The sequence below is a fragment of the Nocardia asteroides genome (assembly GCA_019930625.1).
Classification (GTDB): Bacteria; Actinomycetota; Actinomycetes; order Mycobacteriales; family Mycobacteriaceae; genus Nocardia; species Nocardia sputi.
On the sequence record CP082844.1, the window covers coordinates 4,634,682 to 4,659,197 of the forward strand.

Here is a 24,516-nt window from a genome sequence, read left to right on the forward strand (position 1 = left end):
CCCGATTCTCCTCCCGAAAGGACTTCCTCCCATGCTGCGCGTCGCAGTTCCCAACAAAGGCGCCCTCTCCGAATCCGCCGTCTCGATCCTCGCCGAAGCCGGTTATCGCAAGCGCACCGATTCGCGTGACCTGACCGTCCTGGACCCGGCGAACCAGGTCGAGTTCTTCTTCCTGCGGCCCAAGGACATCGCGATCTACGTCGGCTCCGGTGAACTCGATCTCGGTATCACCGGACGTGATCTGGCACTGGACTCCGGCGCACCGGTGCAGGAACGGCTCGCCTTGGGTTTCGGCCGCTCCACCTTCCGCTACGCCGCACCTGCCGGGCGGGAGTGGAAGGTCGAGGATCTCCACGACAAGCGCATCGCCACCTCCTACCCGAACCTGGTGCTGAACGATCTGCGCCGCCGCGGCATCGAGGCGGAGGTGATCCGACTGGACGGCGCGGTGGAGATCTCCATCCAGCTCGGCGTCGCCGACGCCATCGCCGACGTCGTCGGCTCGGGGCGGACGCTGCGTCAGCACAATCTGGTGGCCTTCGGAGAATCGCTGTGCGACTCCGAGGGCGTGCTGGTCGAACGCAAGGATGCCGACCAGGGTGACCGGGTGCGCAACCAACTCGTCGCCAGGGTGCAGGGCGTGGTCTTCGCCCAGCAGTACGTCATGCTGGACTACGACTGCCCGAAGGACCTGCTCGACCAAGCGTTCGTCATCACCCCGGGGCTGGAGTCGCCGACCGTGGCCCCGCTGGCCGATACCGGCTGGGTCGCGGTGCGCGCGCTCGTTCCACGCAAGCAGAGCAACGAGTTGATGGACCAGCTGGCGGATCTGGGTGCGAAAGCCATCCTGGCCACCGACATCCGCTCCTGCCGCGCGTTCTGAACGCCGGATGAGCCCGACCGCCTGATCCATTCAGGCTGAGCGCAATCGGTGTGCGCTGTGACCGGGTGTTGCTACCGTGCGGCCTCTCGATGAGGAAACGCAAGGAGCCCCCATGTCACAGTCACCACCCGAGGAGCAGTCGGGCAGCACATTCACCTGGAACGATGACTGGCTGGCCGCGATCGTCGGCTTGGCATTGATCGCGCTGGTCCTGCTCGGCGGCATCCCGGATCGGCTGGTGCCGTGATGGCCGAGGCCGGAGCGGCGAACGAGCCGAAAGTCGTGGCGGACAGGAGATCACGCGCGCAATCGCCTTCCGGGGCGCCATCGTCGGAGACCGAGGTCGTGCGAGCGGTCGCCCGGCCGACCGCGGGAGCCGTCGTGGCCGGTATCGCTGCGGTGGTCGTGCTCGGCGCGCTCACCCGGTACTTCGACACCCACGTTCCGCGGTGGGCGGTGGACACTCCGTTCCAGCGAATCGCCAAGTCGATCGAATATCCGGTCTACGCCATCGCGATCGGTTTGATCGGCAACGTCGTGCTGAGCAGACTCGCCCTGCGCGACCGCCTTTCGGCGGGCTTCCGCACCGAGTTCTTCATCAAGACCGGCGTGGTGCTGCTGGGCGCATCCATCAACCTGAGGATCCTGGTCACCGCGGCGGGACCGTCGATCCTGCAAGCGCTGCTGCTGATCACGGCCGTATTCGGCTTCACATGGTGGCTGGGCGGACGCCTGGGGCTGGACGACAAGCTGCGCGCCCTGCTGTCCTCGGCGGTGTCGATCTGCGGCGTCAGCGCGGCCATCGCCGCGGCGGGCGCGGTGCAAGCGCGGCGCGAGCAGATCGCCTACGCGGCCTCGCTGGTGATCCTCTTCGCACTGCCGTCGATCTTCCTGCTGCCCTGGCTGGCGGAGGTGTTGGGGTTGTCGGACGCGGTCGCGGGCGCCTGGATCGGCGGGAACATCGACACCACGGCGGCGGTCGCGGCCTCGGGCGCGATCGCGGGGGAGAAGGCGCTGCAGATCGCCACCATCGTCAAGACCACGCAGAACGCCCTGATCGGCGTCGTCGCGATCGCGCTGACCGCCTATTTCACGCTGCGCGTCGAGCGGGCGCCCGGCGCGGTGCGGCCGTCGCCGCGCCAGTTCTGGGAGCGGTTCCCGAAGTTCGTGCTCGGGTTCGTCGCCGCCTCGGTCATCGGCACGCTGTACGTGCAGGCGGCGGACAAGAAATCGGGCGCGGCGCACATCGCGATCATCAACGATCTGCGTACATGGTTCCTGATCTTCGCGTTCGTCTCCATCGGTCTGGAATTCTCGCTGCGTGGGCTGCGGGATGCGGGCTGGCGGCCGGTCGTGGTATTCGGATCCGCCGCCGTCGTAAACCTTGCCGTGGGCCTGGGACTTTCGGTGCTGCTGTTCCGCGACTTCACGGTCTGAGGCCGGGTGCATCCGCTCCGCCCGGTTGCAGGTGCCGGCCCACAGCCGGATGGCCACACTCGGCATCGAGGAGATGACGCCAACATGTCGCCCAGCAAAGCGATGTGACCTTACAAAAAATGTCCGCAAACTTACAAGAAAACGGTAGAGACCAGCCCATACCGGAACTTAATGTCCCAGGCGAGCTTCCGGCAGTCTCCGGACGAGAAACCGTCGACCTGACCGGGCGTGGGCCGGCCCACGCACCATCGGTGGACTCACGCCCATAGGAACCAGTGATGATTTCCGACACCGAAACCCTTCCGATGGCGTCGGCCAGCGACTTCGATGGTCCGCGAGTGCGTCTCCACTCCGAAGAATTCGCGGCCGACCCGCACATGTTCTACCGGGAGATGCGGCGCCGTTTCGGCTCGCTGGCCCCAGTAGAACTGGAGCCAGGTGTTCCGGCCACCCTGGTGATCGGATATCAGGTCGCACTGCAGATCCTCCACGACCCGGAGCGCTTCCCCGCCGATCCGCGCCTCTGGGAACGCGGCATTTCCGCTGGCTGTCCGATCCGGCCGATGATGGAGTGGCGGACCAACCCCATTCGCGGCGCTGAGGACCAGATGCGGTACCGGTCGGCAGCAGCGGATGCGCTCGGCAGGGTCGATCTGCACCGGTTGCACACGACCATCGAGCAGATCGCCATCCCGCAGATCAACTCGTTCTGCGAGGTCGGGCACTGTGACGTGGTGAGCCAGTACGCGCTGCCCGTCATCTTCGGGACGCTCAATGCGCTACTCGGCAGCCCTTCCGTCATAAGCCAACGCGCGGCGATCGGGATGGCGGCGATATGCGACACCGTCGATGCCGAGCGCGGCAATCAGATGCTGTCCGAGGCGTTGGTGGAACTGACTCGGTTCAAACGCATCTATCCGGGCGCGGATGTCACCAGCTGGCTGATCGAGCATCCGGTAGGGCTGGACGACGACGAGATGCTGCACCAGTTGATGCGGCTGTACGCCGCCGGCATCGAACCGCCGCTGAACCTGATGGTGAACACCGTGCTGCTGCTATTGACCGACGAGCGGTCAGCGGGGCAGGCGCTCGACGGGAGTAGGTCGACGCGGGATGCGTTGAACGAGGTGTTGTTCGACGATCCGCCGATGTCGAACTACCGCATCAGATATCCGCGGCAGCCGGTTCTCATCAACAATTCCTGGTTACCGGCACATCAGCCCGTACTGATCAGTATGGCCGCCTGCAACAGCGATCCCGCCATCAGGACGGGCGATGTCACCGACCATCGGTCGGATCTGGCGTTCGGTACGGGCCCACACGCGTGTCCCGCGCGCTCGGCTGCGGTGCTGATCGTGCAGGACGCGATCGACCAGCTGGTGAAGGCACTACCCGAGATGAAGTTGGCAGTGCCTGAAGCCGAGTTGCGGTGGCGACCGGGGCCGTTCCACCGGTCGTTGTCCTCGCTCCCGGTCACATTCCCTGAGAGCCCGCCGATCCGTCCGACCGGCAATCCGTAGACCAGTGGCGCGGAGAGGGCCTTCTCCCATCTCGGGGATCTTCTTGTGAGTTCCTGGTCGGTATTGTAGCTTGCGGCGGTGTGCGAGAACGGTTTCCGCATGACCGATCCGGAGTACCGGCAAGTCCCTTTCGACATGCGCGAAGACGAGTCGCAGGCCGACCGGGCCGCGCGCTGGCGCGACTGGCTCCATACCTGGCAGGGGTCGGTCGGGCTCGCCTTCCACGACGACGACTTCAGCTCATCAGCGCTCGGCCAGAGCGTCGGTGAATTCCGAATCGTCGAATTCGAGTCCGGCGCCCTCGACTACCAGCGCTCGCCACGAGATGTGCGCTGCGACGGCGACTACGGCTATCGACTCCTCATCCCGCTGGAAGGGAGTTTCAAACTCGCACAGGGTGATTCCAAGGAGGTATTCCGCCCGGGCAAAATCAGCCTTTTCCACTGGGGCAGCCCTATGTACATGACACACGACGAGGCAATTCGTGCGTTGATCATGACCGTCCCCGAAAAATCGATCCGCCTCGCCAGCCCCGGAGACGTCCCGCTCGCGCTGGATGAGACGCGGCCCGTGGTGCGCGCGCTGGATACCGTGGTCCGTCAGCTCGCCGAAAGCCAGGATCACTGGACCACAACGGATTTCACCTACACATTTTCCAGTGCGCTGACGCTACTCGAGGGGGGCCTCACCCCAGACCGGGCCATCACGCTGAGAGGAACCGAGAAGGAAATCGAGCGCGCGAAGGACGCTCGACGCGCACGTGTCCTCATAGAACAGAAGGCGAGCGACCCCACGGTGACGCCGGAAGTCATCGCCGAAATGTGCGGGATGTCCCTGAAGACGCTGCACACAGTGTTGAAGGCGACCGAAGGCCTCACACCGGGCGCCATGCTGCGCAAGATCCGTCTCGACCTCGCGCGTCAGCGATTGTCCACTCCACTGCCCATCGACATGGACAGGATCGCCTCCGAGGTCGGCTTCACCACGGCACGGAGGTTCCGCGAGGCATTCCAACGGCAGTTCGGGCAAACCCCGGCCCAGCTACGAGACGAGTTGTTCGGTGTAGGCACCAAGTGATAGCCCGCTCGCGGATCCCGCATACGACGCAGCAGGGGGCGCAGGCCCGCGGTTCAGTCGGACACCGCTTCGGCCAGGGTCTCGTCCGGAGATTCGGTCGCGCCGCCGCTCGGCCAGCCGGGGTAGGGCGGCGGCGTGCCGCCGAACGCCGGGCACAGGGGCTTGTAGTCGCAGTACGAGCACAGCCAGCTGGTGTTCGGCTGGAAGTCTCCGGTACGGCCCGCCTCGAGAATGGCCGTCCACAGTGCCGAGAGCGTGCGCTCGAAGCGCAGCAACTCCTGCTCGTCGGGCGCGTAGGTGAGGATCTGCTCGTCGGCCAGGTAGATCAGCCGTAGCTGGGCAGGCACGAGGCCGCGGGTGCGCAGCACCACCAGCGCGTAGAACTTCAGCTGGAACAGCGCCTTGGTCTCTTGCGTGGGCCCCGGCGCACGGCCGGTCTTGTAGTCCACGACGCGCAGCGCGCCGGTCGGCGCGATATCGATCCGGTCGACGAACCCGCGCAGCAGCGCGCCGTCGGCGAGTTCGACCTCCACCCGCGCCTCGCGCGATTCCGGCTCGAACCGGGTCGGATCCTCCAGCCGGTAGTAGCGCCGCACCAGCGCGCGAACCTCGTCGAGGAACGCGTCGAGCTGCTCGTCGGCGATCAACTGCGCGACCTCCGCCCGCTCGGCGCGCACCCGCGCCCACGCCGCCGGGACCAGGGCGTCGGCGCTCTCGGGCACCCGCTCGGCGGCGGGCAGGCCGTAGAGGTCCTCCAGCACCGCGTGCACCACCGTGCCGCGTACGGCGTGCACGGACGGCTGTTCCGGTATCCGATCGATCGCCCGCAACCGGTATTTGAGCGGGCATTGCTTGAAATCCATTGCCCGCGAGGGCGACAACGCGGGCCGGGTACGGCCCGCCGTCATGTCGGGCTCCGACGCCCGCGCGTCGTCGGCAGGGGGCGTGGACACGGGCGAGCACATACCTGGCAGGCTATCCCGCGGCACCGACACGCCGGTGCGCGACAGCACGGATTCCAACCAGCGGAACGGAGATTCATGACGGCCAGACGGACCGGGCCATTCACCATCGGTGACCGGGTGCAGCTGACCGATGCCAAAGGGCGCCTGTACACGGTGGTCTTGGAGCCGGGCAAGGAGTTCCACACCCACCGCGGCGGGATCAAGCACGACAGCCTGATCGGCGCCGACGAGGGCAGCGTGGTGCACTCCACCAACGGCACGCCGTACCTCGCGCTGCGTCCGCTGCTGGTCGACTACGTGCTGTCCATGCCGCGCGGCGCAGCGGTGATCTATCCCAAGGACGCCGCGCAGATCGTGCACGAGGGCGACATGTTCCCCGGCGCGCGCGTGCTCGAAGCGGGCGCGGGGTCCGGTGCGCTCACCTGCTCGCTGCTGCGCGCGGTCGGGCCGCAAGGCCAGGTGGTCTCCTACGAGATCCGCGCCGACCATGCCGAGCACGCGGTCCGCAACGTCGAGACGTTTTTCGGTGAACGACCGCCCAATTGGTCGCTGACCATCGGCGATGTGGTCGACTACACCGGAGAGCCCGTCGATCGCGCCGTGCTGGACATGCTGGCGCCCTGGGACGCGCTGCCCGCGGTGTCCGAGGCACTCGTGCCGGGCGGCGTGCTGATCGTCTATGTGGCGACCGTCACCCAGCTGTCCAAGGTGGTCGAGGCGCTGCGCGAGCAGGAGTGCTGGACCGAGCCGCGCTCCTGGGAGTCGCTGGTGCGGCCGTGGCATGTGGTCGGCCTCGCGGTGCGGCCCGAGCATCGCATGCAGGGCCATACCGCCTTCCTGGTCAGCGCCCGTAGGCTCGCCGAGGGCACCGTCACCCCCAAGCCGCAGCGCAGGCCCTCCAAGGGCTGAGCGTGGCCAGGGGGAACGACGACGCGGAACTCCCGGCGCCGGGCGCGCGAAGCTCAGGCGGGGACGCAGGGCGCCTGCGCGAAGCCGAACAGCAGGCAGCCGCTCGCGTCCGACAGCTTCCAGGCGCCGTCGACTTTCTCCCAGGTCAGCGGCACGGCGGGGGCCGCGCCGTGCAGGGAGTTGATGGTCACCTGCGCGTTCGCGGTGTCGCCCTGGGTGGTGATGTCGGCGACGGTGAAGGTGAGCGTGTAGCCCTGCAGGCCCGCGTTCATCTGGTCGATGTTGGCGGTGCGCTTCTCACCGTTGACGATCAGCTTGGACTTCTCCGCGGTGGGTACGTTCGGATCGGCGAGCTTGACCAGCACCGCCTGCAAGGTCTCGGCGGTCGGTGCGCCGGTCGCATGGTCGCCGTGACCGTGGGTATCCGACGCGGCGGCGCTGGTGGTGGCCGAGGTCGACGAGGTCGCCGAGGTCGCGGCATCGGTGGTCGAGTCGTCGTCGGAGCCGCACGCCGCCAACGCGCCGGAGATGGCCAGCGCCGCCGCGGCGGTGGCAAGGGAAACGCGCAGGGTTCGCGTGGGAAGGAGCATGGTCGGGCAACCTTTCGGCTCGGGCGGCCAGCAGGCTCGCCAGGGTCTGGTTAGGGCAGGCTAACATGGTGCCCGGCCGCCGATCGCGGCCCAGATGTGATCACCAAGAAACCATGTCGGAAAGCGAGAACGGGTCGCGCCCGGTAGCGTTGATAGACCGGGACTGGGAGGAGCAGCACATGAGCCCCATCGAGAATTCGGATTCGGCGGCCTGGAGAGAGCTCGAGGCAGTACGCGCCGAGGCGGCTGCACTCCGAAGGCAACTCGCCGACTCGCCGGATCGCGCACGGGAATTGGAAGCCCGCATCGATTCGCTGACCATTCGCAACACGAAGCTGATGGACACCCTCAAGGAAGCGCGCCAGCAGTTGGTCGCGCTGCGTGAGGAGGTCGATCGGCTGGGTCAGCCGCCGAGCGGATACGGCATTCTGATCGGTGTGTACGACGATCAGACGGTCGACGTGTTCACTTCGGGTCGCAAGATGCGGTTGACATGTTCCCCGAACATCGAGACCTCCACGCTCGAATACGGTCAGACCGTCCGTCTCAACGAGGCGCTCACGGTCGTCGAGGCAGGGCGCTACGACGCGGTCGGCGAGATCGGCACCTTGAGGGAGATCCTCGACGACGGACGTCGCGCCCTCGTGGTCGGCCATGCCGACGAGGAACGTGTGGTGTGGCTGGCCGGCCCGCTCGCCAAGGTCGCCGAGATGGACGACCTCGACGATCCCGATTCCCCCATCCGAAAGCTGCGGCCGGGCGACTCGCTGCTGGTCGACACGAAGGCCGGATTCGCCTTCGAGCGCATTCCCAAAGCCGAGGTCGAGGACCTCGTGCTGGAAGAGGTGCCCGACGTCGACTACGGCGATATCGGTGGTCTCGGCAGGCAGATCGAGCAGATCCGCGACGCGGTGGAGCTGCCGTTCCTGCACAAGGACCTGTTCCGCGAATACGCGCTGCGTCCGCCGAAGGGTGTGCTGCTCTACGGCCCGCCCGGCTGCGGTAAGACGCTCATCGCCAAGGCGGTGGCCAACTCGCTGGCCAAGAAGATCGCCGAGGCGCGCGGTGAGGATGCCAAGGAAGCCAAGTCGTTCTTCCTGAACATCAAGGGCCCCGAGCTGCTCAACAAGTTCGTCGGCGAGACCGAGCGGCACATCCGGATCATCTTCCAGCGGGCACGTGAGAAGGCGTCCGAAGGCACACCGGTGATCGTGTTCTTCGACGAGATGGACTCGATCTTCCGCACCCGCGGTTCGGGCGTCTCCTCGGACGTGGAGACCACGGTGGTGCCCCAGCTGCTGTCGGAGATCGACGGTGTCGAGGGCTTGGAGAACGTCATCGTGATCGGCGCCTCCAACCGGGAGGACATGATCGATCCCGCGATCCTGCGGCCGGGCCGCTTGGACGTGAAGATCAAGATCGAGCGTCCCGACGCGGAGTCGGCGCAGGACATCTTCTCGAAGTACCTCACCGAGGACCTGCCGTTGCACGACGACGACCTGGCGGAGTTCGGCGGCGACAAGAGCCTGTGCATCAACGCCATGATCGAGCGGGTCGTCGACCGGATGTACGCCGAGAGCGAGGACAACCGCTTCCTGGAGGTCACCTACGCCAACGGTGACAAAGAGGTCCTGTACTTCAAGGACTTCAACTCCGGCGCCATGATCCAGAACATCGTGGACCGCTCCAAGAAGTACGCCATCAAGGCGGTGCTCGACACGGGCAGCCCCGGCCTGCGCATCCAGCATCTCTACGATTCGATCGTGGACGAGTTCTCCGAGAACGAGGACCTGCCCAACACGACGAATCCGGACGACTGGGCACGCATCTCGGGTAAGAAGGGCGAGCGGATCGTCTACATCCGCACGTTGGTCACCGGCAAGAACGCCAGCGCCAGCCGCGCCATCGACACCGAGTCGAACACCGGTCAGTACCTGTAAGGTTCCGCCGGACCACGAGGGCCGCGTCTCCCAGGAGGCGCGGCCCTTCGCTTCGGACTCCGGCTGCAGCGAAGCGAATGTGACCTACGTGGCCGCGCTGGTGGACGTCGTGACGAAAGCGCGGTATGCGGAGGGGCGATCCGGGATCCGCCTCCGTTGACGCGGAGGGCGGGCAAGGATGACTGAAGGGCTGGATGTCCGAAGGCGCCCGGCATATCCGGGGGAGCCGCTGCCGCCGTTCGCCCTCGGCGGTGTAGGCGTGGTGGCGGCACTCGGCGCGCTGGCGCTGCTGGTCTCGATCGGACGGTACGGATTCTTCGGCGACGAGCTGTATTTCGTCGCCGCCGGTCGCAGGCTCGCCGTCGGTTACGCCGACCAAGGGCCGCTGCTGCCTGCGATCGCCCGCTCGATGGATATGCTCGCCCCGAATTCGCTGGTGGCGCTGCGTCTTCCGGCGGTTGTGGTAACCGTCGCGGCCGTAGTGGTGACCGCCCAGATCGCCAGGGAGTTCGGGGGCGCCCGTTGCGCGCAGGTGCTGGCCGCCGCGGGCTACGCCACCTCGCCGTTCCTGCTGGTGCAGGGCAGTCTGCTGGCCACCAACACCATCGACACGGCACTGTGGGTGGTGACGAGCTGGCTGGTGGTCCGCTGGGTCCGCACCCGACGCGACGGCCTGCTACTGGCCTCCGGTCTGGTCACCGCGCTGGATATGCAGGTCAAGTGGTTGATCCCGTTCTTCTGGATCGCGATCGCGGTGGGGGTGGCGGTCTACGGACCGCGTGAGCTGCTGCGCCGCCCGGCCCTGTGGTGGGGCGCCGCGATCGTCGCGCTGACCACCGTGCCCAGCTTGGTGTGGCAGGCGGCGCACGGTTGGCCGCAGCTGCGTCTGGGTGGCGTGGTCGCCGCGGAGCAGGCCACGATCGGCGGGCGGGCCGTCTGGCTGCCGCTGGCCCTCGCCTCCGCCGGATTGATCGGCGGCATGCTGCTGGTCTACGGCGTGTGGACGCTGTTTCGCGCCGAGAGCTGGCGGCCGTACCGTTTTCTCGGACTGCTGCCGCTGGTGCTTGTGGTGATCTTCATCGCGACCAACGGACGTCCGTACTACGCCGCGGGCTGCTACGGGGTGCTGATCGCGGTGGGCGCGGTGCGCTGGACGCAGAACCCGCGGCGCCGACGCGTGCTGCTGCTCACCGTCCCGGTGCTGGCGATGTCCGTCGCACTGCTGGTGTTCTCACTGCCATTGCGTCCGGAGGCGGAGATCGAGCCGGTCGCCACCCAGGCTCAAGCGGGCCTCGAGATCGCGGTCTACGGGCGATTCGGGTGGTCGGAGCTGGCGGCGGGCACGGCGGCCGCCTACCGGACGCTGCCGGAACCGCAGCGGACGTCGGCCGTGGTGATCGCGGATTCCTATTGGCAGGCGAGCTCACTGGATATCGATCGCGCGGCATACGGCTTGCCCGCCGTGTACAGCCCGAATCGAGGGTTCGGTTACTTCGGCTCCCCGCCGGACACGGCGACCACGGTGCTGTGGGTGGGCGGTACCGAGGACGGCGTGCGGGCGCGCTGCGCCGAGGTGGCCGCGATCGGGCGGGTGGACGCCCGGCTCGGATATCCCGGTGTCACTCGCGGCGTCACCGTCTGGCGCTGCGCGCAACCGCGTGCGCCGTGGTCGCAGGCCTGGCCGGCTATGTTGCGGCTGAACTGATCCGTCTCACCACCAGCCCAGGATCGGCGACAGATGCCTGCCGAGCTCCGGTGCGAGCGAGCGCGAATAGCTGGCGGTGAGGTGGTGCTCGTCGTGGTAGATCAAGATGTTGCCCTCGGTGACCGCGCACACGTCGCGTTGACACAGCGCGTCGGACAGGTCCAGCGGGAACACGTTCGGAAACGAGGCGGCGAACTCCAGCGCCGGATTGACCTCGTCCAGCGCGACCGCGCGCGGCATCCCGCAGCTGATCCGGTCGCCCTGCTGGGCGAGGCAATCGATCGCCCGGTACCGAACGCCGTCGCGGCGCAGCCACGGGGTGTCGCGGATGGCGAGCACGTTGAGTCCACGGTCGGCCAGGCGGGTCCACACGTCCAGATACTCGGCAGGCGTCTCGTCGCCCGCGCCGTCACGCGGTCGCGTGGCCGTGGTGAAGACCCACTCCGGACGTTCGACACCCAGGCGATCGATCACCTCGACGGACCAGTCCCGGCAATCCGGGATCGCTTCGCCCTTGTACATCGCCTCCGCCGCCACCGTCAGCGGGCATCCCATCTTCAAGTAGACCTCGACCCGGAAGGCGTGTTCGCGACCCAGCGCGTCCAGAGCGGGCACCCAGTGCTCGGCGTGCGAGCTGCCGGCCACCGCGACGGTGCGTTCGGCATCTGCGTCCCCATAGGTGCAGGTGATGACGTCGCGGGTGTCCCAATCCGCGATGCAGCCGTCACGGGAGGGGTAGGCGGCGTCCGCGGGCCCTTCGTACACGGTGGGGCGCATGGGGGCTTCGGGCGTGCTCGCTCCGTTGACCAGTGCCTCCGCCCCGGGGTAAGGGTCCGGGTCCAGGAATGCCACCGCCTGCGGCGGGTTCGCTCTGGTCGCCACCTGATGACCGACGGCCGCCGCGAGCACCGCTGCGCCGAGTGCCGCGACCAATCGGCCGGTGCGCGTGCTGCGCGCGGGCGTCGCTTGCGCCGACCGGTCCGACCGCATCCGCAACGGCTCCTCGACGAACCGGTTCGTAAGGTGGGCCAGCCCTAGCGACGCCCCGACGACCCCGATGCCCACGACGAGTCCGGCTGTCGCGGCTGCGGTCCGCGCCAGCACGAAGATCAGGATCGGCCAGTGCCAGAGGTACAGCGCGTAGGACAACTCGCCCAAACGCACCGCGGCCGGCGCGGCGAGCAGCCGATTGGGCAGCGGATGCCCAGCGGCGGTCAGGTTGTTGCCCGCCACGATCAACGCCAGCGCGGCGCCGACCGGCACCAGCGCAGCCGGACCGGGGAACCGATCGGCTCCGTCGATCAGCCAACCACAGGTGAGCACCCCCACCGAGCCGAGCACGGCAGCCGCCACCCGCACCAGCCGAGGCGGCGACAGCCAGGGAGCGACGACCGCCAGCAGCGCCCCGGCCGAGAGCTCCCAGGCGCGGGCGAAGCTGTCGTAGTAGTTCCAGCCCTGATGCACCGCGGTGCCGTGCGCGGCGTAGAGGAACGAGGCCACCGCGCCCGCGGCCAGAACCACCGCCAGTGCGGGGCGCAGCGCCGCGGGACCGGCGAAACGCAGGCACAGGCGCGCAGCCGCCGCCACGCCGAGCAGCGCCAGCAGATAGAACTGCATCTGCACCGACATCGACCACAGGTGCTGTAGCGGACTCACCGACGGATCGGCGGCCAGGTAGTCCGACCAGGACAGCGCCAGCTGCCAGTTCTGGTAGTACAGCAGCGACGCCAGCGTCTGCGCCGCCATCTCGCCCCAACGGGTGAACGGGCGCAGCAGCAGGGTCGCCGCGACCACGGCGGCCAGCACCGTCACGAGCGCGGGCAACAACCTGCGGACGAGCCTGCGAGCGGTGGTGACGACGCGGACCGCGCCGGTGGCTTCCGCGCCGCGCAGCAGCGAACCGGTGAAGAAGAACCCGGACAGCACCAGGAACACGTCGACCCCGCCCGAGACGCGACCGAACCAGATGTGAAAGGCCACGACCAGCGCTATCGCCACGCCGCGCAACCCGTCCAGATCGTGCCGGTACTCCTGCGCGTCCTCTCGCGGCGCAGCCGCCGTGGCGGTCGTGTCCGGGCGGAGGAACCGATCCAGCAGTCGGGCCACCGTCACCGGACCCGTACGGCGCGGTCGCTGCGGCAACGGAAGGCGACGGCTCGGTGACGAGGAGAGGTACGGGACACGTCATTCTCTTATCACGGGCGGCGAAGCACGGTCCAACTCGCCCGATCCGTGTGGTGTGCGCAAACATCCGAGGTATACGGACAATTCGGTCACCCTTCGGGCGGGTGATGACGGTGGGTCGATAGGGTGGAGTCGTGAACGTTGAGGTGACACCCCTGCCCGGTATCGGTGTGCGTAAAGATTTCCCGCTGGCCAATACCCGGCGCCGCATAGGAGTGATCAATCATCGCGACGGCACGATGGACCTGATCGTGAGCAAGCTCGACAACCCCGACGAAACCGAACAGGTGCCCCTGTCGGGGAAGGAAGCGGCCGTGCTGGCCAGCCTGCTGGGCGCCCCGCAGCTGGTCGAGCAGTTGCGTGAGGAGCACCGCCAGTTCACCGGCCTGACCACCCGGCAGCTGTCCATCCCCGACCGATCCCGCTACGACGGGCGCAGGCTGGGCGACACCCAGATACGCACCCGGACGAAGACATCGATCGTCGCCGTGGTGCGCAGCGGACAGCCCATTCCCTCGCCTGGACCGGACTTCACCTTCACCGCCGGGGACGTGCTCGTCGTCGTCGGCACCGTGGAGGGCCTGGAGGCCGCCGCCAAGATCCTGTTAGACGGCTGAGCGGCATGGTGGCACACGAGACCGCGCTCGCGCTGATCCAGCTGGGCGCGGTGTTTTTCGGCCTGGGCCTGCTGGGACGAATCGCCGCGCGCATCGGCATGTCGCCCATCCCGTTGTACCTGATCGGCGGCCTGGTGTTCGGCACCGGCGGCCTGGTCGAGTTGCGGCAGGTCGACGACTTCATCCACCTCGCCAGCGAAATCGGCGTCGTCCTGCTGCTCTTGCTGCTCGGCCTGGAATACAGTGCGCCGGAACTGGTCACGGGCATGCGCCGGTCGTGGGCGGCCGGTGTCGTGGATATCGTGCTCAACGCGACTCCGGGTGTGCTCGTGGCGCTCGGGCTCGGCTGGGGGTTCACCGGCGCGATCGCGATGGCCGGGGTGACCTACATCTCGTCCTCCGGCATCGTCGCGAAAGTGCTCAACGACCTGGGCAGGCTCGGCAACCGGGAGACGCCGGTGATCCTGTCCATCCTGGTGTTCGAAGACTTGGTGATGGCCGGATACCTACCGGTGCTGACGGCGGTGCTGGCCGGTGTCGGCTTCCTGGCCGGGCTGAAGACGCTGGCCATCGCGTTGACGGCGGTCACAGTCGTCCTGATCGTCGCGCTGCGCTACGGCCGCTACGTCTCCGCGATAGTGGACAGCGAGGACCGCGAGATCTTCCTGTTGAAGCTGCTCGGCTCCGCGCTGCTGGTGGCGGGCGTGGCCTCCGCGGTGCAGGTGTCCGCGGCGGTCGGCGCCTTCCTGCTCGGCATCGCGATCTCCGACTCCACCGCGCACAACGCCACCAAGATCCTGGAACCGCTGCGTGATCTGTTCGCCGCGCTGTTCTTCGTGCTGTTCGGCCTGAGCACAGACCCGGCGAGCATTCCGCCGGTGCTGGGCTGGGCGTGCCTGCTGGCGCTGGTCACCACGGCCAGCAAGATCGCCACCGGATGGTGGGCGGCCAAGCGAGCCGGTGCGGGCCGCCTCGGCCGGGCGCGGGCGGGCACCGCACTGGTCGCCCACGGTGAATTCTCGATCGTCATCGCAGGCCTGGCCGTCGCCGCGGGCGCGGTTCCCGCGGAATTCGCCGCCCTCGCCACCACCTACGTGCTGCTGATGGCGGTTCTCGGTCCGATCGCAAGCCGCTTCGTCGAGCCGGTCATGGCGCTGGTGCTGCGACGGCGTGCCGAGGTGTCCTGACCGATTCGTTCAAGGCCTCCGGCGGGCGGCCGAGTTGTACTGAGGTCGTCAGGATATCGGTCGTAAGTTCGGAGGTGCGGGCCGTGCAGGCGCACATCAGTGTGATCACTCTCGGTGTGAGCGACCTGGATCGCTCACTGCGGTTCTACCGGCAGCTCGGCGTGTCGTTCCCCGGGATCGTCGGTACCGAATTCGTCGGCGACGAGCGGGAACCCGGCGGTTCGGCGGCCATGTTCACCTTCGGGAACGGGCTCATCCTGTCGCTGTACGGGCGCGAGGACCTGGCCGAGGACGCCGGAATCCCGGTGGAGCGGGTCGCGGGCTCACCGGTGAGCCTGGGCTGGTTCGTCGGCAGTCGCGCGGAGGTCGACAGTGCTCTGGAACTCGCGCGCGCGGCGGGCGGCGCCATCGTGCATCCGCCGCGGCAGCGGCCCTGGGGCATCTACGCGGGCTATTTCGCCGATCCGGACGGTCACCTCTGGGAAGTCGTGTTCTTCGAGGACCGGGCGAGCTGAGTTCCACGGTGGCGGCGCCGACTCGGCGCCGCCACCGGGCTGGTACGGAAGTCAGTTGCGGACGGCCGCGACCGAATCGAGCACGACATCCACGGCCGGTGCGCCGTCGGCCGACCCGTCCTTGACGCCGGCGGCCGCGATGGAGTCGAGCACGTCCATGCCCGCGGTGACCCTGCCGAACGGCGTGTAACTCGGCGGCAGCGGCGCATCACGGTAGACCAGGAAGAATTGGCTGCCGTTGGTGCCGGGCCCGGCGTTCGCCATGGCGACCGTGCCTGCCGGGTAGGTGGCTCCGGTCAGGTTCTCGTCGGGGAAGAAGTAGCCGGGGCCGCCCATGCCGGTCGCGGTCGGGTCGCCGCACTGCAGGACGAAGATGCCCTCGGTGGTCATCCGGTGGCACTTCGTGTGGTCGAAGAACCGCTCACCGGCCAGGAATACGAACGAGTTGACCGTGCGCGGCGCGCGGGCCGCGTCCAGGGCGATGGTCACGGTGCCACACGTGGTGGCCAGCGTCGCCGTGTATCCGGCGTTGGTGTCGATGCTCATGCCGGGTTCGGCGGGCCACTGCTTGCCGTTCGGCTGCCCCGCGGCCGGTGCGGCGCAACCGGTCGGCCCCTGCTCCCGAGCCGGTGCCGGGCTCGCCGAGACGATACCCGCCGTGGAGGCCACCAGTGTCACGCCGACGGCGAGAATCCCGAGGATCCGCAGCGATCGCCACGGTAAACCCCGGCGCCCCGCGCGCCGACCGTCGACGAGTTCTCGTGCTTGCACTTCGCTGCTCACCGCTGGAAATCTCCTTCACTCGGGTTTGCGCACCGGACGATGCAGCGCGAATCATTCCATCTCCCCGATCCTGGCGGGGGAGTACGGCTCGATCGACCGTGTGCGCGGTCCGATATGTGGGCCCTCGATGGCTGCAGATCGGCCACAAAATGTTTCCGGCAACTTGTTGGACAACAGTAGTTGTTCCCGGTGATGTAGAACGAAGCATGGGAATCGTTCGAGCGGCGCTGGTCCAAACGAACTGGACCGGTGACAAAGAGTCGATGATCAAGGCGCACGAGGACTACGCGCGCCGGGCCGCCGCGCAGGGGGCCACGGTGATCTGCTTCCAGGAGCTGTTCTACGGGCCGTACTTCTGTCAGCAGCAGGACACGGAGTTCTACGAGTACGCCGAGTCCGTCCCGGGGCCGACGACCGAGAGATTCGCCGAATTGGCGGAGCAATTGCGCATGGTGATGATCCTGCCGGTGTACGAGCAGCAGCAGCCGGGTCTGCTGTACAACACGGCGGCGGTGATCGACGCCGACGGCAGCTATCTCGGCAAGTACCGCAAACATCACCTCCCGCACGTCCACGGGTTCTGGGAGAAGTTCTACTTCCGGCCGGGCAACCTGGGCTGGCCGGTTTTCGACACCGCGGTCGGCAAAGTCGGCGTCTACATCTGCTACGACCGGCACTTCCCGGAGGGTTGGCGCGCGCTGGGCCTCGCGGGCGCCGAGATCGTGTTCAACCCGTCGGCCACCTCGCGGGGCCTGTCCGGCTACCTCTGGAAACTGGAGCAGCCGGCCGCCGCGGTGGCCAACGAGTATTTCATCGGCGCCATCAACCGGGTCGGCGTCGAGGAGTACGGCGACGACGACTTCTACGGCACCAGCTATTTCGCCGACCCCGAAGGCAGATTCGTCGGCGACGTCGCCTCCGATATCGACCCCGAACTGGTCGTCCGCGATCTGGATATGGACTTGATCAAGGTGGTGCGCGACCGCTGGGCGTTCTACCGCGACCGCCGCCCCGACGCCTATGGGCCGCTGGTGGCCCCCTGAGAACGGGGAGAAGGAGATGGCGCGCACTTTCATCCACGGCGGCACGGTGGTCTGCGCCACCGGAGCCCAACCGCTCGACGTACTCGTCGACGGCGAGAGCATCGCCGCCGTTCTCCAGCCGGGTTCCACCGCGCTGGGCGCGGACCTCGCCGCGTCCGCCGATCGGGTATTCGACGCGACCGGCAGATACGTGATCCCCGGCGGGGTGGACGGCCACACCCACATGCAAATGCCCTTCGGGGGGACCGAAGCCTCCGACACCTTCGAGACAGGCACCCGTGCCGCCGCGTGGGGTGGCACCACCACGATCATCGACTTCGCCGTCCAGAAGCCGGGGGAGCGCGTCCAGGAGACCCTGGCCGCCTGGCACCACAAGGCGGCCGGACAGTGCGCGATCGACTACGGGTTCCACCAGATCATCGGCGAAGTCGACGACGAGTCCCTGAAGGGGATGAGCGAATTGGTGGCAGAGGGCGTCACCAGCTTCAAGCTGTTCATGGCCTACCCGGGTGTCTTCTACTCCACCGACGGCCAGATATTGCGCGCCATGCAGTCGGCGGCGGAGCTGGGTGCGCTGGTGATGATGCACGCCGAGAACGGCATCGCCATCGATGTGCTGGTCGAGCAAGCGCTCGCGCGCGGGGAGACCGCACCGTACTTCCACGGCACGACCAGGCCGTGGCAGCTGGAGGAGGAGGCGACCCACCGCGCGATCATGCTGGCCGAGCTGACCGGCGTGCCGCTGTATGTCGTGCACGTATCGGCCGAGCAGGCACTGGCGCAGATCGCCGCCGCCCGCGACGCCGGACGCAACGTCTTCGGCGAGACCTGCCCGCAGTACCTGTACCTCTCGCTCGAAGAGCAGCTCGGCGCACCCGGTTTCGAAGGCGCCAAATGGGTGTGTTCCACCCCGCTGCGGTCGAAAGCCGAAGGGCATCAGGACGAGTTGTGGCGCTATATACGCACCGGTGACGTCACGACGGTCGGCACCGACCACTGTCCGTTCTGCATGAAGGACCAGAAGGACATGGGCTTCGGCGACTTCAGCAAGATCCCCAACGGCATCGGCGGCGTGGAGCATCGGATGGACCTGATGTTCCAGGGCGTCCGATCCGGCCGGATCTCGCTGGAACGATGGGTCGAGGTCTGCTGCACCACGCCGGCCCGGATGTTCGGCATGTACCCGCGCAAAGGGGTGATCAGCCCGGGCGCGGACGCCGACATCGTGATCTACGACCCGGGCGGCCACACCAGCATCGGTCTCGGCAAGACACATCACATGAACATGGACTATTCGGCCTACGAGGGCTTCGAGATCGACGGACACGTCGACACGGTGCTGTCGCGGGGCCGTGTGGTCGTCGATGACGGCGTCTACCTCGGTCACGCGGGGCACGGCCGGTTCGTCGAGCGCGCACTGTCGCAGAACCTGATCTGACGCCGCATCTCGATCCTCGGAACGGAGAGTGCCGAATGGACATCGGTCTGGTGCTGCAATGCACGCCCCCTGCCTCGCGCGTGATCGAACTGGCCAGGCTGGCGGAGACATACGGGTTCTCGCACGTCTGGACGTTCGACTCGCATCTGCTCTGGCAGGAACCCTACGTCATCCACAGCCAGATCCTGGCGGCCACGCGCAAGGTCATGGTCGGTCCGATGGTGACCAATCCGTCCACCCGGGACTGGACGGTGACCGCGTCGACCTTCGCCACGCTGAACGAGATGTTCGGTAATCGCACGCTGTGCGGGATCGGCCGCGGGGATTCGGCTGTGCGCACCCAGGGCGGGAACCCGGCCACTCTCGCCACCCTGCGACAGGCGGTCGAGGTGATCCGGGAGCTGGGCAACGGACGCAGCGCGCGCGTGGGCGACACTCTGGTCCGCTTGCCGTGGGCGACCGGCTCGCGGCTGGAGGTGTGGGTGGCGGGCTACGGACCACGCGCCCTCGACCTGACCGGCGCGGTGGCGGACGGATTCATCCTGCAACTGGCCGACCCGGACATCACCGCCTGGACGATCGCGCGGGTGCGGGCGGCGGCCGAGCGCGCAGGAAGGGACCCGGCGGCGATCCGGATGTGCGTGGCCGCACCCGCGTACGTCACCGACGGGACGGACGCGGCGCTCGCGCACGCGCGGCAGCAGTGCCGATGGTTCGGCGGAATGGTCGGCAACCATGTGGCGGAGATCGTCACGAAATACGGTACGGCGGGTGACATCCCGGCCGCACTCACCGACTACGTCGAAGGCAGGCGGGGCTACGACTACACCCAGCACGGACGCGCGGGCAACGTCCACGCCGAGTATGTGCCCGATGCCATCGTGGACCGCTTCTGCCTGCTGGGCACGCCCGACGAGCACCTGTCCCGGTTGCGGGAGCTGGCGGGGCTCGGCGTGGACCAATTCGCTGTCTACCTCCAGCACGACGCGAAGACGACGACCCTGGAGGCGTACGGTGAATCGGTGCTGCCTCGTCTCGCCCCTTTCCTGACCGCCGCCCGATCGACAGGGTAGCGATGGTCGGATCTGGCCGCAGTAACCCGTCGATGGCTCTCATAGCGGCCGAAAGGTTTGCTCTTCGCCGGAAACCGCTGCCATGCCGATAACCTCGCCCAGCACCGCGCGCACAGTGGCGACCTGGTCCCCGCCTACCCTGGCGATCAGCTCGCGCTCGTAGGCGGCGTGGAATTCGCGCACCGCGGCCAGTAGGTCGCGCCCTCGGGCGGACAGGTGCAGCAGCTTGGCCCGCTTGTCGGCCGGATCCGGGCGCCGCTCCACGTACCCGCGCCGCACCATTTCGTCGACGACCTTGGCCGCGCCCTGCGCGCTGATACCGAGCCCCTCAGCCAGTTGACTTGCAGTGCGGGCGTTCTCGGCCAGCGAACGCAGGACGTAGCCGTAGGACGCACCGAGTCCGCGATAGCCGCGCTCAGCCAGGTGGACGTGTAACTCTCCGACCAACTGCTGATATGCCTTCCCGAGCAGGATCCCGAAATCCATCTTGACTCTCCTTCCATCAATATGTTCAACTTTAGTTGTACACTAAGGTTGAACACCTTGGTTGAAGATTAGGAGACACGCATGCCACACATCACCGCCGACAGCGCGCCACGCTTCGAGAACGACCACGCGACATTCATCGGCCTGGCCGCACCCAGCCGCGGCTCCATCGAGAACAGCGCCTGGCGACTGACCCTGAAGCCCGGCATCGACGCTCCCGCACACGCCCTGGACCGCGAGGAGATCTTCATCGCGCTGTCCGGAACGATGACCGTCACCATGGGCGACGAAACCTTCACCGTCACAGCCGGAGACGCACTGATCGTGCCCGCATACCAACAATTCGCAATGTCCACACCCAGTGATGAACCCTTCGAGGCAATCGTCGTATTACCCGTCGGCGGACAGGGACTCATCCCCGGCCGACCCCCCATCGTCGCCCCCTGGGCCCGCTGACCCCCATAGAAATCCGACCCGTCCCCGATTCGCGATTCAGAGCGAGGTGTTCTTCGCCCAGAGGATCGGCATGGCCAGCGCCGATCGGCGGCCACCTGCGCGACCGGCGGCGACCAGAGGGAGTGTCGGATTGCCGGTGGATCCGACCTCGGTAAGGGTTAGGCATGCTCGGCTCATCGGACCGAGATCAGATCCACCGGAGTTCCGGCACTCCCATTCCTCGCTGAATAAGTCTCGGCCGCGCAGGTACTCATCGTCACAGCCGGCCATCGCGGCGATCCCCGAGATCGCGCTCATATGCGCACCGTGCGACAGACCGCGCAGGGATGGTCCCGCTGAGCCCGATACATCTGGTCAGCGGTCGAATTCGAGCCGTTCCCAGCTCAGTGCTGTTCGCCAGTCTCCGCGCTGGAATGCCCAGTCCTGGACGGCGTTCACCACGGTGTCGAATGCGGGAGAGAAGGCGCTGTCCCACGGAGCGTCGTCGCTGACGGTGGCACGGAAATGCGCATCCGGTCCTCCGTCGCGAAATTCGACGATATAACCGTGCCCCTGCTCTGGATCCACTTGTTCATCGAGGTGAACCTGAATGTAGTAGTCGCCGGGTTCGGGGCCGTCGAGCCGGTCGACGATCACGAAGGGCGCACTCAGGTTCATGTCCGCGAGGATGTCGTGCAGTTGCGTCTCGGATGGATTCTCGATCGTCCGGTAGGAATCTGTCGCTACGACTCTCGGCGATGAGGTCTGGTCTCGAGTCACTCGAGCAGAGTACGGGGTGTGTTGAGCATCAGTCGAACCACGACATAGTGGCGCACCTGGCCTACGCGGAGTTTCACTGGATAACACTCATAACCCCTGCCACTGCCGAGAGAACACCCATCACGGCGGCCGCGGCCGGCTTTATTCTCGGATCGTTCGCCCGCAGATGGCACACCACTGCTCCGATGGTCAGCCCGACCAACCCTATTGCAGAAACGATTGCCAGTGGTTTCAATGCCAACCCGCCCATCAGGCCCGCGCCACCACACACCTCCAGCGCGCCGATTACCCGGTAGGCCCAGTAGGGGAAGCCAAATCGCGCCGCATCGTCCCTCATCACTTCGAAGCCCGCTAGCTTGGCCACACCTGCCCCCACAAAACTAACCCCCAGCAGCACGATCACTATGACGACCACCTCTACCTACCTTCCGCATGAAGTCTTGATTGGAACGAATTGAGTTTTACCGCTGCTGCCCAGTCCACCAGCGTTCACCAGGACTCTGCTGGCTGTGGGAACGAATCGTGCAGGGGCTGACCGACGGCGTAGGGCGAGGTCGGTTCAGCGTTGAGTTGTGCTGGAGTGAACCCGCCGGTCTGGGCGTACCGGCGGGAGATCTCCCGGAGTTCGTCTATCGAGATCACGTCCTCGACCGCGGTGAAGCCGCCAGGGGCGCGCCGGTGCACGAGGTCGATCGCCTGCTCCGGCCCCATCCTTCGGTTCGCTGCCTGGACCCCGGTCATCTTAGGTCTGCGATCGGCCTCGAACGCCGCCAGCGCCTCACCAGGGTCATCCGAGGTGGCGAGGTAGTACGCGACCGCGCGACCGTCCACGATCGCCTGCGTCGCCCCGTTCGAGCCGACCGGATACATGGGGTGCGCGGCGTCACCGAGCAGGACAACATGGCCGAATGCCCACCGTGGCAAGGGATCCCGGTCCAGCATCGGGTACTCGAGGATGTCCACCGCCTCGGAGATCAGCGCCGGGATGTCCAGCCACGGCTGCGCCCAGCTACTGTAGTGGCGTAGCACGTGGGCGCGTCGCTCGGCGGAATTGGTTCCCCCTGGCGGTAGGGCCGTGGATGGCAGGCCGGTCACCCAGTTGATCAATGAGGGGCTGCCTGAGCTGGCCGGAGGGACGATCGGATAGACCACAATCTTCTGCTGGTCGTCGCCGATGACGATCATCGACCGTCCAGACAGGTATGGCTCGGCCCAAGTGGTCCCTCGCCACATCACGAGACCGTTGCCGCAAGGCTCGCCCTCTGCTGGATAGAGGGCGGCGCGAACCGTCGAGTGCAGGCCATCCGCGCCGATGAGGACATCGGCCTCTCGGACGCTGCTGCCGCCGGCCGCTGGGTGCTGAAGCGCCACCTTCACGCGGTCAGCGCCACGCGGCTCGAAGCCGACAACCCGCGCGTCGGTCACCAACGAATCCTTGCCCAGCCTGTGCACCACCGCGGCCGCCAGGGTTCGCTGCAGGTGACCGCGGTGGACGGACAACTGCGGCCACCGGTGCCCGGCTGCGACTCCGCGTGGCTCCCGCCAGATGAGGCTGCCGCAACGGTGGTACAGCGAGAAGTCCAGCGTTTTCACCGCGCGGCGGGAGACCGCATCGAACACGCCGAGCCCGGTCAGCTCGCGGACCGCGTTCGGCAGGATATTGAGGCCGACACCTATCGGCTGGATGGAGGGCACCGCCTCGACCACCACGACGTTGGTGAACCCGGCCGCGTGCAACGACAGGGCCGCGCTGAGGCCACCGATCCCGGCCCCGGCGATGACAATTCGGAGATCGCTATCCACCTGAGCCGTCCTTACCGCCGTTGGCGACCCCCTGCAGTCGCGTCGGCCCGCTTGCCCCGCGGCCGTCGGCCCGCGCGACCAGCCACGCGTTCTCCCGGGTGAGATCAAGGATCTGGCGCAGCAGTTCAATGCTCCCGTTGCCACTACCCAGCTCGTACAACCGAATCTCGTCGCGGTAGGCCTTGCGTGCGATCGTCAAGTGCTTGCCGCGGAACAGCGTCAGCGCGCGAAGTGTCATGGACAGCGCCACCGCCGCATCCCGCAGCGCGGGTGGAGGCTCATGCGGGGCCACCGACTGCAACGCTTGGGTGACCTTGGTGACCACCGACGGCGAGCGTCGCCAGGCGTCCACCAACGACCGCCACTGCGGCAGCGTGTGCTGGGCGGCTTCGTCGATGAAGTCGTCGTACGTCAGCGCGCTGTGGTCGGAGGCCCAGACCAACAGATCGACGAGGAACAGCGGGACATGCGCCGCTGCAGGCCCGAGGAATGTCATCTCCGCAACGGTGACCTCCTCGAAGTAGGGCCGCATCTCGCGGGCGAAGAACTCCGGCGTGACTTTCTCCACCACCATGCTGATCGCTTTGTCGAAACAGCCGATATTCTCCGCGATGCTGGCCAGTAGTGCCGGGAATGCAGCATCATCCGGTTCCAGCGCGGCCAGCCGGACGCACTGGTCGACGGCGTCGCCGAGGTGCGGCATCGACATCCGCGGCCCGTTCATGAGGAATCCCTCTTGGGGATCGCCGGTGTACATCCGCTGGCGGCCGTCGGTCGGGTTCCACTCGGTGTAGTGGTGCACGGTGTCTCTCGGAATCATGTCGGTGCGCCGGCCCAGCGCCACCAACACCGGTTCGACCTCGGGCACCGCCTCGACGGGCTGGACGCCGTGGCGTTTCAACGAGCCGAGGAACAGGCCGAGGTCGCGCATCGCGCCCAGCGCCTGCTCCAAGGAGAACGAGGCGACCAGGCCCATATCCGGGACCAACTCCCGCAGCCGCGCGGCCAGGGCCAGCACGTCGGCCGAGGCGTTCATCGCCGGAAGGCTAGGGCAGAACTCGTCAGCGTGCAGCGGGTCCAGCGCGCTGATCACTGTGCAGTCGACGGTGCCTGCCTGGTTGGGTAACCGGGTGAACGGCATGAGTG

The 24,516-nt window shown here is 67.2% G+C and carries 23 protein-coding genes; 14 read left to right on the top strand and 9 right to left on the bottom strand.

Features of this window, described 5'->3' with window-relative positions:
• The first annotated feature begins 31 nt into the window (after window positions 1-31).
• The 4 genes from hisG to K8O92_21420 all read left to right on the top strand — a co-directional run bounded on the left by hisG (window position 32) and on the right by K8O92_21420 (window position 4,917).
• A complete protein-coding gene (gene hisG, locus K8O92_21405) occupies window positions 32-883 on the top strand; it encodes an ATP phosphoribosyltransferase (GenBank protein UAK30464.1) in 852 nt (283 codons plus the stop codon).
• A 246-nt stretch (window positions 884-1,129) separates the two neighbouring features.
• Window positions 1,130-2,320 carry a YeiH family protein gene (locus tag K8O92_21410; protein UAK30465.1) on the top strand — a complete coding sequence of 397 codons (1,191 nt, stop codon included), beginning with the start codon at window positions 1,130-1,132 and terminating at the stop codon, window positions 2,318-2,320.
• Between the two features lie 278 nt (window positions 2,321-2,598).
• Entirely contained in the window at window positions 2,599-3,840 is a 1,242-nt protein-coding gene (locus K8O92_21415; GenBank protein UAK30466.1) for a cytochrome P450, read from the top strand.
• A 99-nt stretch (window positions 3,841-3,939) separates the two neighbouring features.
• Window positions 3,940-4,917, top strand: coding sequence for a helix-turn-helix domain-containing protein (locus tag K8O92_21420; GenBank protein ID UAK30467.1), 978 nt, complete (start codon window positions 3,940-3,942; stop codon window positions 4,915-4,917).
• 53 nt (window positions 4,918-4,970) lie between these two features.
• On the opposite strand, the gene K8O92_21425 is transcribed toward K8O92_21420, so the two are convergent.
• The gene (locus K8O92_21425) at window positions 4,971-5,882 is read right to left on the bottom strand and encodes a RecB family exonuclease (protein ID UAK30468.1); all 912 of its coding nucleotides are present in this window, start codon (window positions 5,880-5,882) and stop codon (window positions 4,971-4,973) included.
• A 75-nt stretch (window positions 5,883-5,957) separates the two neighbouring features.
• Here K8O92_21425 and K8O92_21430 point away from each other — a divergent pair, with 75 nt between their 5' ends.
• Entirely contained in the window at window positions 5,958-6,791 is an 834-nt protein-coding gene (locus K8O92_21430; GenBank protein UAK30469.1) for a tRNA (adenine-N1)-methyltransferase, read from the top strand.
• A gap of 53 nt (window positions 6,792-6,844) precedes the next feature.
• Here the strand turns inward: K8O92_21430 and K8O92_21435 are convergent, their stop codons facing one another.
• Window positions 6,845-7,381: a hypothetical protein gene (locus K8O92_21435; GenBank protein ID UAK30470.1), complete on the bottom strand. Its 537-nt coding sequence runs from the start codon at window positions 7,379-7,381 to the stop codon at window positions 6,845-6,847.
• 179 nt (window positions 7,382-7,560) lie between these two features.
• Here K8O92_21435 and arc point away from each other — a divergent pair, with 179 nt between their 5' ends.
• Together arc and K8O92_21445 are read left to right on the top strand one after the other, a co-directional pair.
• Complete coding sequence (gene arc, locus K8O92_21440) at window positions 7,561-9,321, top strand: proteasome ATPase (protein UAK30471.1); 1,761 nt, start codon at window positions 7,561-7,563, stop codon at window positions 9,319-9,321.
• Between the two features lie 178 nt (window positions 9,322-9,499).
• Window positions 9,500-11,026: a glycosyltransferase family 39 protein gene (locus tag K8O92_21445; GenBank protein UAK30472.1), complete on the top strand. Its 1,527-nt coding sequence runs from the start codon at window positions 9,500-9,502 to the stop codon at window positions 11,024-11,026.
• 6 nt (window positions 11,027-11,032) lie between these two features.
• Here K8O92_21445 and K8O92_21450 read toward each other — a convergent pair whose 3' ends face one another.
• On the bottom strand, window positions 11,033-13,123 hold the full coding sequence (locus tag K8O92_21450; GenBank protein UAK35861.1) for an acyltransferase: 2,091 nt from the start codon (window positions 13,121-13,123) through the stop codon (window positions 11,033-11,035).
• 221 nt (window positions 13,124-13,344) lie between these two features.
• Here K8O92_21450 and K8O92_21455 point away from each other — a divergent pair, with 221 nt between their 5' ends.
• The 3 genes from K8O92_21455 (at window position 13,345) to K8O92_21465 (ending at window position 15,529) form a co-directional block, all read left to right on the top strand.
• Window positions 13,345-13,827 carry a potassium transporter TrkA gene (locus K8O92_21455; GenBank protein ID UAK30473.1) on the top strand — a complete coding sequence of 161 codons (483 nt, stop codon included), beginning with the start codon at window positions 13,345-13,347 and terminating at the stop codon, window positions 13,825-13,827.
• A gap of 5 nt (window positions 13,828-13,832) precedes the next feature.
• Window positions 13,833-15,014: a cation:proton antiporter gene (locus K8O92_21460; GenBank protein ID UAK30474.1), complete on the top strand. Its 1,182-nt coding sequence runs from the start codon at window positions 13,833-13,835 to the stop codon at window positions 15,012-15,014.
• Between the two features lie 83 nt (window positions 15,015-15,097).
• A complete protein-coding gene (locus K8O92_21465) occupies window positions 15,098-15,529 on the top strand; it encodes a VOC family protein (GenBank protein ID UAK30475.1) in 432 nt (143 codons plus the stop codon).
• A gap of 51 nt (window positions 15,530-15,580) precedes the next feature.
• Here the strand turns inward: K8O92_21465 and K8O92_21470 are convergent, their stop codons facing one another.
• Complete coding sequence (locus tag K8O92_21470; GenBank protein UAK35862.1) at window positions 15,581-16,231, bottom strand: peptidylprolyl isomerase; 651 nt, start codon at window positions 16,229-16,231, stop codon at window positions 15,581-15,583.
• Between the two features lie 287 nt (window positions 16,232-16,518).
• Between K8O92_21470 and K8O92_21475 the strand changes: the two genes are divergently transcribed.
• The 3 genes from K8O92_21475 to K8O92_21485 are packed head-to-tail and all read left to right on the top strand — an operon-like array spanning window position 16,519 to window position 19,866.
• The gene (locus K8O92_21475; GenBank protein ID UAK30476.1) at window positions 16,519-17,355 is read left to right on the top strand and encodes an acyltransferase; all 837 of its coding nucleotides are present in this window, start codon (window positions 16,519-16,521) and stop codon (window positions 17,353-17,355) included.
• A gap of 16 nt (window positions 17,356-17,371) precedes the next feature.
• On the top strand, window positions 17,372-18,793 hold the full coding sequence (gene hydA / locus K8O92_21480) for a dihydropyrimidinase (protein UAK30477.1): 1,422 nt from the start codon (window positions 17,372-17,374) through the stop codon (window positions 18,791-18,793).
• Window positions 18,794-18,828: 35 nt separating this feature from the next.
• Window positions 18,829-19,866: a TIGR03842 family LLM class F420-dependent oxidoreductase gene (locus K8O92_21485; GenBank protein UAK30478.1), complete on the top strand. Its 1,038-nt coding sequence runs from the start codon at window positions 18,829-18,831 to the stop codon at window positions 19,864-19,866.
• 39 nt (window positions 19,867-19,905) lie between these two features.
• On the opposite strand, the gene K8O92_21490 is transcribed toward K8O92_21485, so the two are convergent.
• The gene (locus K8O92_21490) at window positions 19,906-20,352 is read right to left on the bottom strand and encodes a MarR family transcriptional regulator (GenBank protein ID UAK30479.1); all 447 of its coding nucleotides are present in this window, start codon (window positions 20,350-20,352) and stop codon (window positions 19,906-19,908) included.
• 81 nt (window positions 20,353-20,433) lie between these two features.
• On the opposite strand from K8O92_21490, the gene K8O92_21495 reads away from it, so the two are divergent.
• The gene (locus tag K8O92_21495; GenBank protein UAK30480.1) at window positions 20,434-20,808 is read left to right on the top strand and encodes a cupin domain-containing protein; all 375 of its coding nucleotides are present in this window, start codon (window positions 20,434-20,436) and stop codon (window positions 20,806-20,808) included.
• A gap of 354 nt (window positions 20,809-21,162) precedes the next feature.
• Here K8O92_21495 and K8O92_21500 read toward each other — a convergent pair whose 3' ends face one another.
• The 4 genes from K8O92_21500 to K8O92_21515 form a co-directional block, all read right to left on the bottom strand.
• Window positions 21,163-21,567, bottom strand: coding sequence for a hypothetical protein (locus tag K8O92_21500; protein ID UAK30481.1), 405 nt, complete (start codon window positions 21,565-21,567; stop codon window positions 21,163-21,165).
• Window positions 21,568-21,640: 73 nt separating this feature from the next.
• Window positions 21,641-21,970 (bottom strand): DoxX family protein, encoded by a 330-nt coding sequence (locus tag K8O92_21505; GenBank protein UAK30482.1) that lies wholly within the window; start codon window positions 21,968-21,970, stop codon window positions 21,641-21,643.
• Between the two features lie 86 nt (window positions 21,971-22,056).
• Window positions 22,057-23,370 (bottom strand): flavin-dependent oxidoreductase, encoded by a 1,314-nt coding sequence (locus tag K8O92_21510; protein UAK30483.1) that lies wholly within the window; start codon window positions 23,368-23,370, stop codon window positions 22,057-22,059.
• Window positions 23,363-24,511 (bottom strand): DUF1864 family protein, encoded by a 1,149-nt coding sequence (locus tag K8O92_21515; GenBank protein ID UAK30484.1) that lies wholly within the window; start codon window positions 24,509-24,511, stop codon window positions 23,363-23,365. Before K8O92_21515 ends, K8O92_21510 begins: the two co-directional genes overlap by 8 nt.
• Window positions 24,512-24,516 lie beyond the last annotated feature (5 nt).

What these genes read in the sequence shown, in the direction of transcription:
- hisG (UAK30464.1), top strand. Translation starts at nt 32, where the DNA reads ATGCTGCGCGTCGCAGTTCCCAACAAAGGCGCCCTCTCCGAATCCGCC.
- K8O92_21410 (UAK30465.1), top strand. Translation starts at nt 1,130, where the DNA reads ATGGCCGAGGCCGGAGCGGCGAACGAGCCGAAAGTCGTGGCGGACAGG.
- K8O92_21415 (UAK30466.1), top strand. Translation starts at nt 2,599, where the DNA reads ATGATTTCCGACACCGAAACCCTTCCGATGGCGTCGGCCAGCGACTTC.
- K8O92_21420 (UAK30467.1), top strand. Translation starts at nt 3,940, where the DNA reads ATGACCGATCCGGAGTACCGGCAAGTCCCTTTCGACATGCGCGAAGAC.
- K8O92_21425 (UAK30468.1), bottom strand. Translation starts at nt 5,882, where the DNA reads ATGTGCTCGCCCGTGTCCACGCCCCCTGCCGACGACGCGCGGGCGTCG.
- K8O92_21430 (UAK30469.1), top strand. Translation starts at nt 5,958, where the DNA reads ATGACGGCCAGACGGACCGGGCCATTCACCATCGGTGACCGGGTGCAG.
- K8O92_21435 (UAK30470.1), bottom strand. Translation starts at nt 7,381, where the DNA reads ATGCTCCTTCCCACGCGAACCCTGCGCGTTTCCCTTGCCACCGCCGCG.
- arc (UAK30471.1), top strand. Translation starts at nt 7,561, where the DNA reads ATGAGCCCCATCGAGAATTCGGATTCGGCGGCCTGGAGAGAGCTCGAG.
- K8O92_21445 (UAK30472.1), top strand. Translation starts at nt 9,500, where the DNA reads ATGACTGAAGGGCTGGATGTCCGAAGGCGCCCGGCATATCCGGGGGAG.
- K8O92_21460 (UAK30474.1), top strand. Translation starts at nt 13,833, where the DNA reads ATGGTGGCACACGAGACCGCGCTCGCGCTGATCCAGCTGGGCGCGGTG.
- K8O92_21475 (UAK30476.1), top strand. Translation starts at nt 16,519, where the DNA reads ATGGGAATCGTTCGAGCGGCGCTGGTCCAAACGAACTGGACCGGTGAC.
- hydA (UAK30477.1), top strand. Translation starts at nt 17,372, where the DNA reads ATGGCGCGCACTTTCATCCACGGCGGCACGGTGGTCTGCGCCACCGGA.
- K8O92_21485 (UAK30478.1), top strand. Translation starts at nt 18,829, where the DNA reads ATGGACATCGGTCTGGTGCTGCAATGCACGCCCCCTGCCTCGCGCGTG.
- K8O92_21490 (UAK30479.1), bottom strand. Translation starts at nt 20,352, where the DNA reads ATGGATTTCGGGATCCTGCTCGGGAAGGCATATCAGCAGTTGGTCGGA.
- K8O92_21495 (UAK30480.1), top strand. Translation starts at nt 20,434, where the DNA reads ATGCCACACATCACCGCCGACAGCGCGCCACGCTTCGAGAACGACCAC.
- K8O92_21515 (UAK30484.1), bottom strand. Translation starts at nt 24,511, where the DNA reads ATGCCGTTCACCCGGTTACCCAACCAGGCAGGCACCGTCGACTGCACA.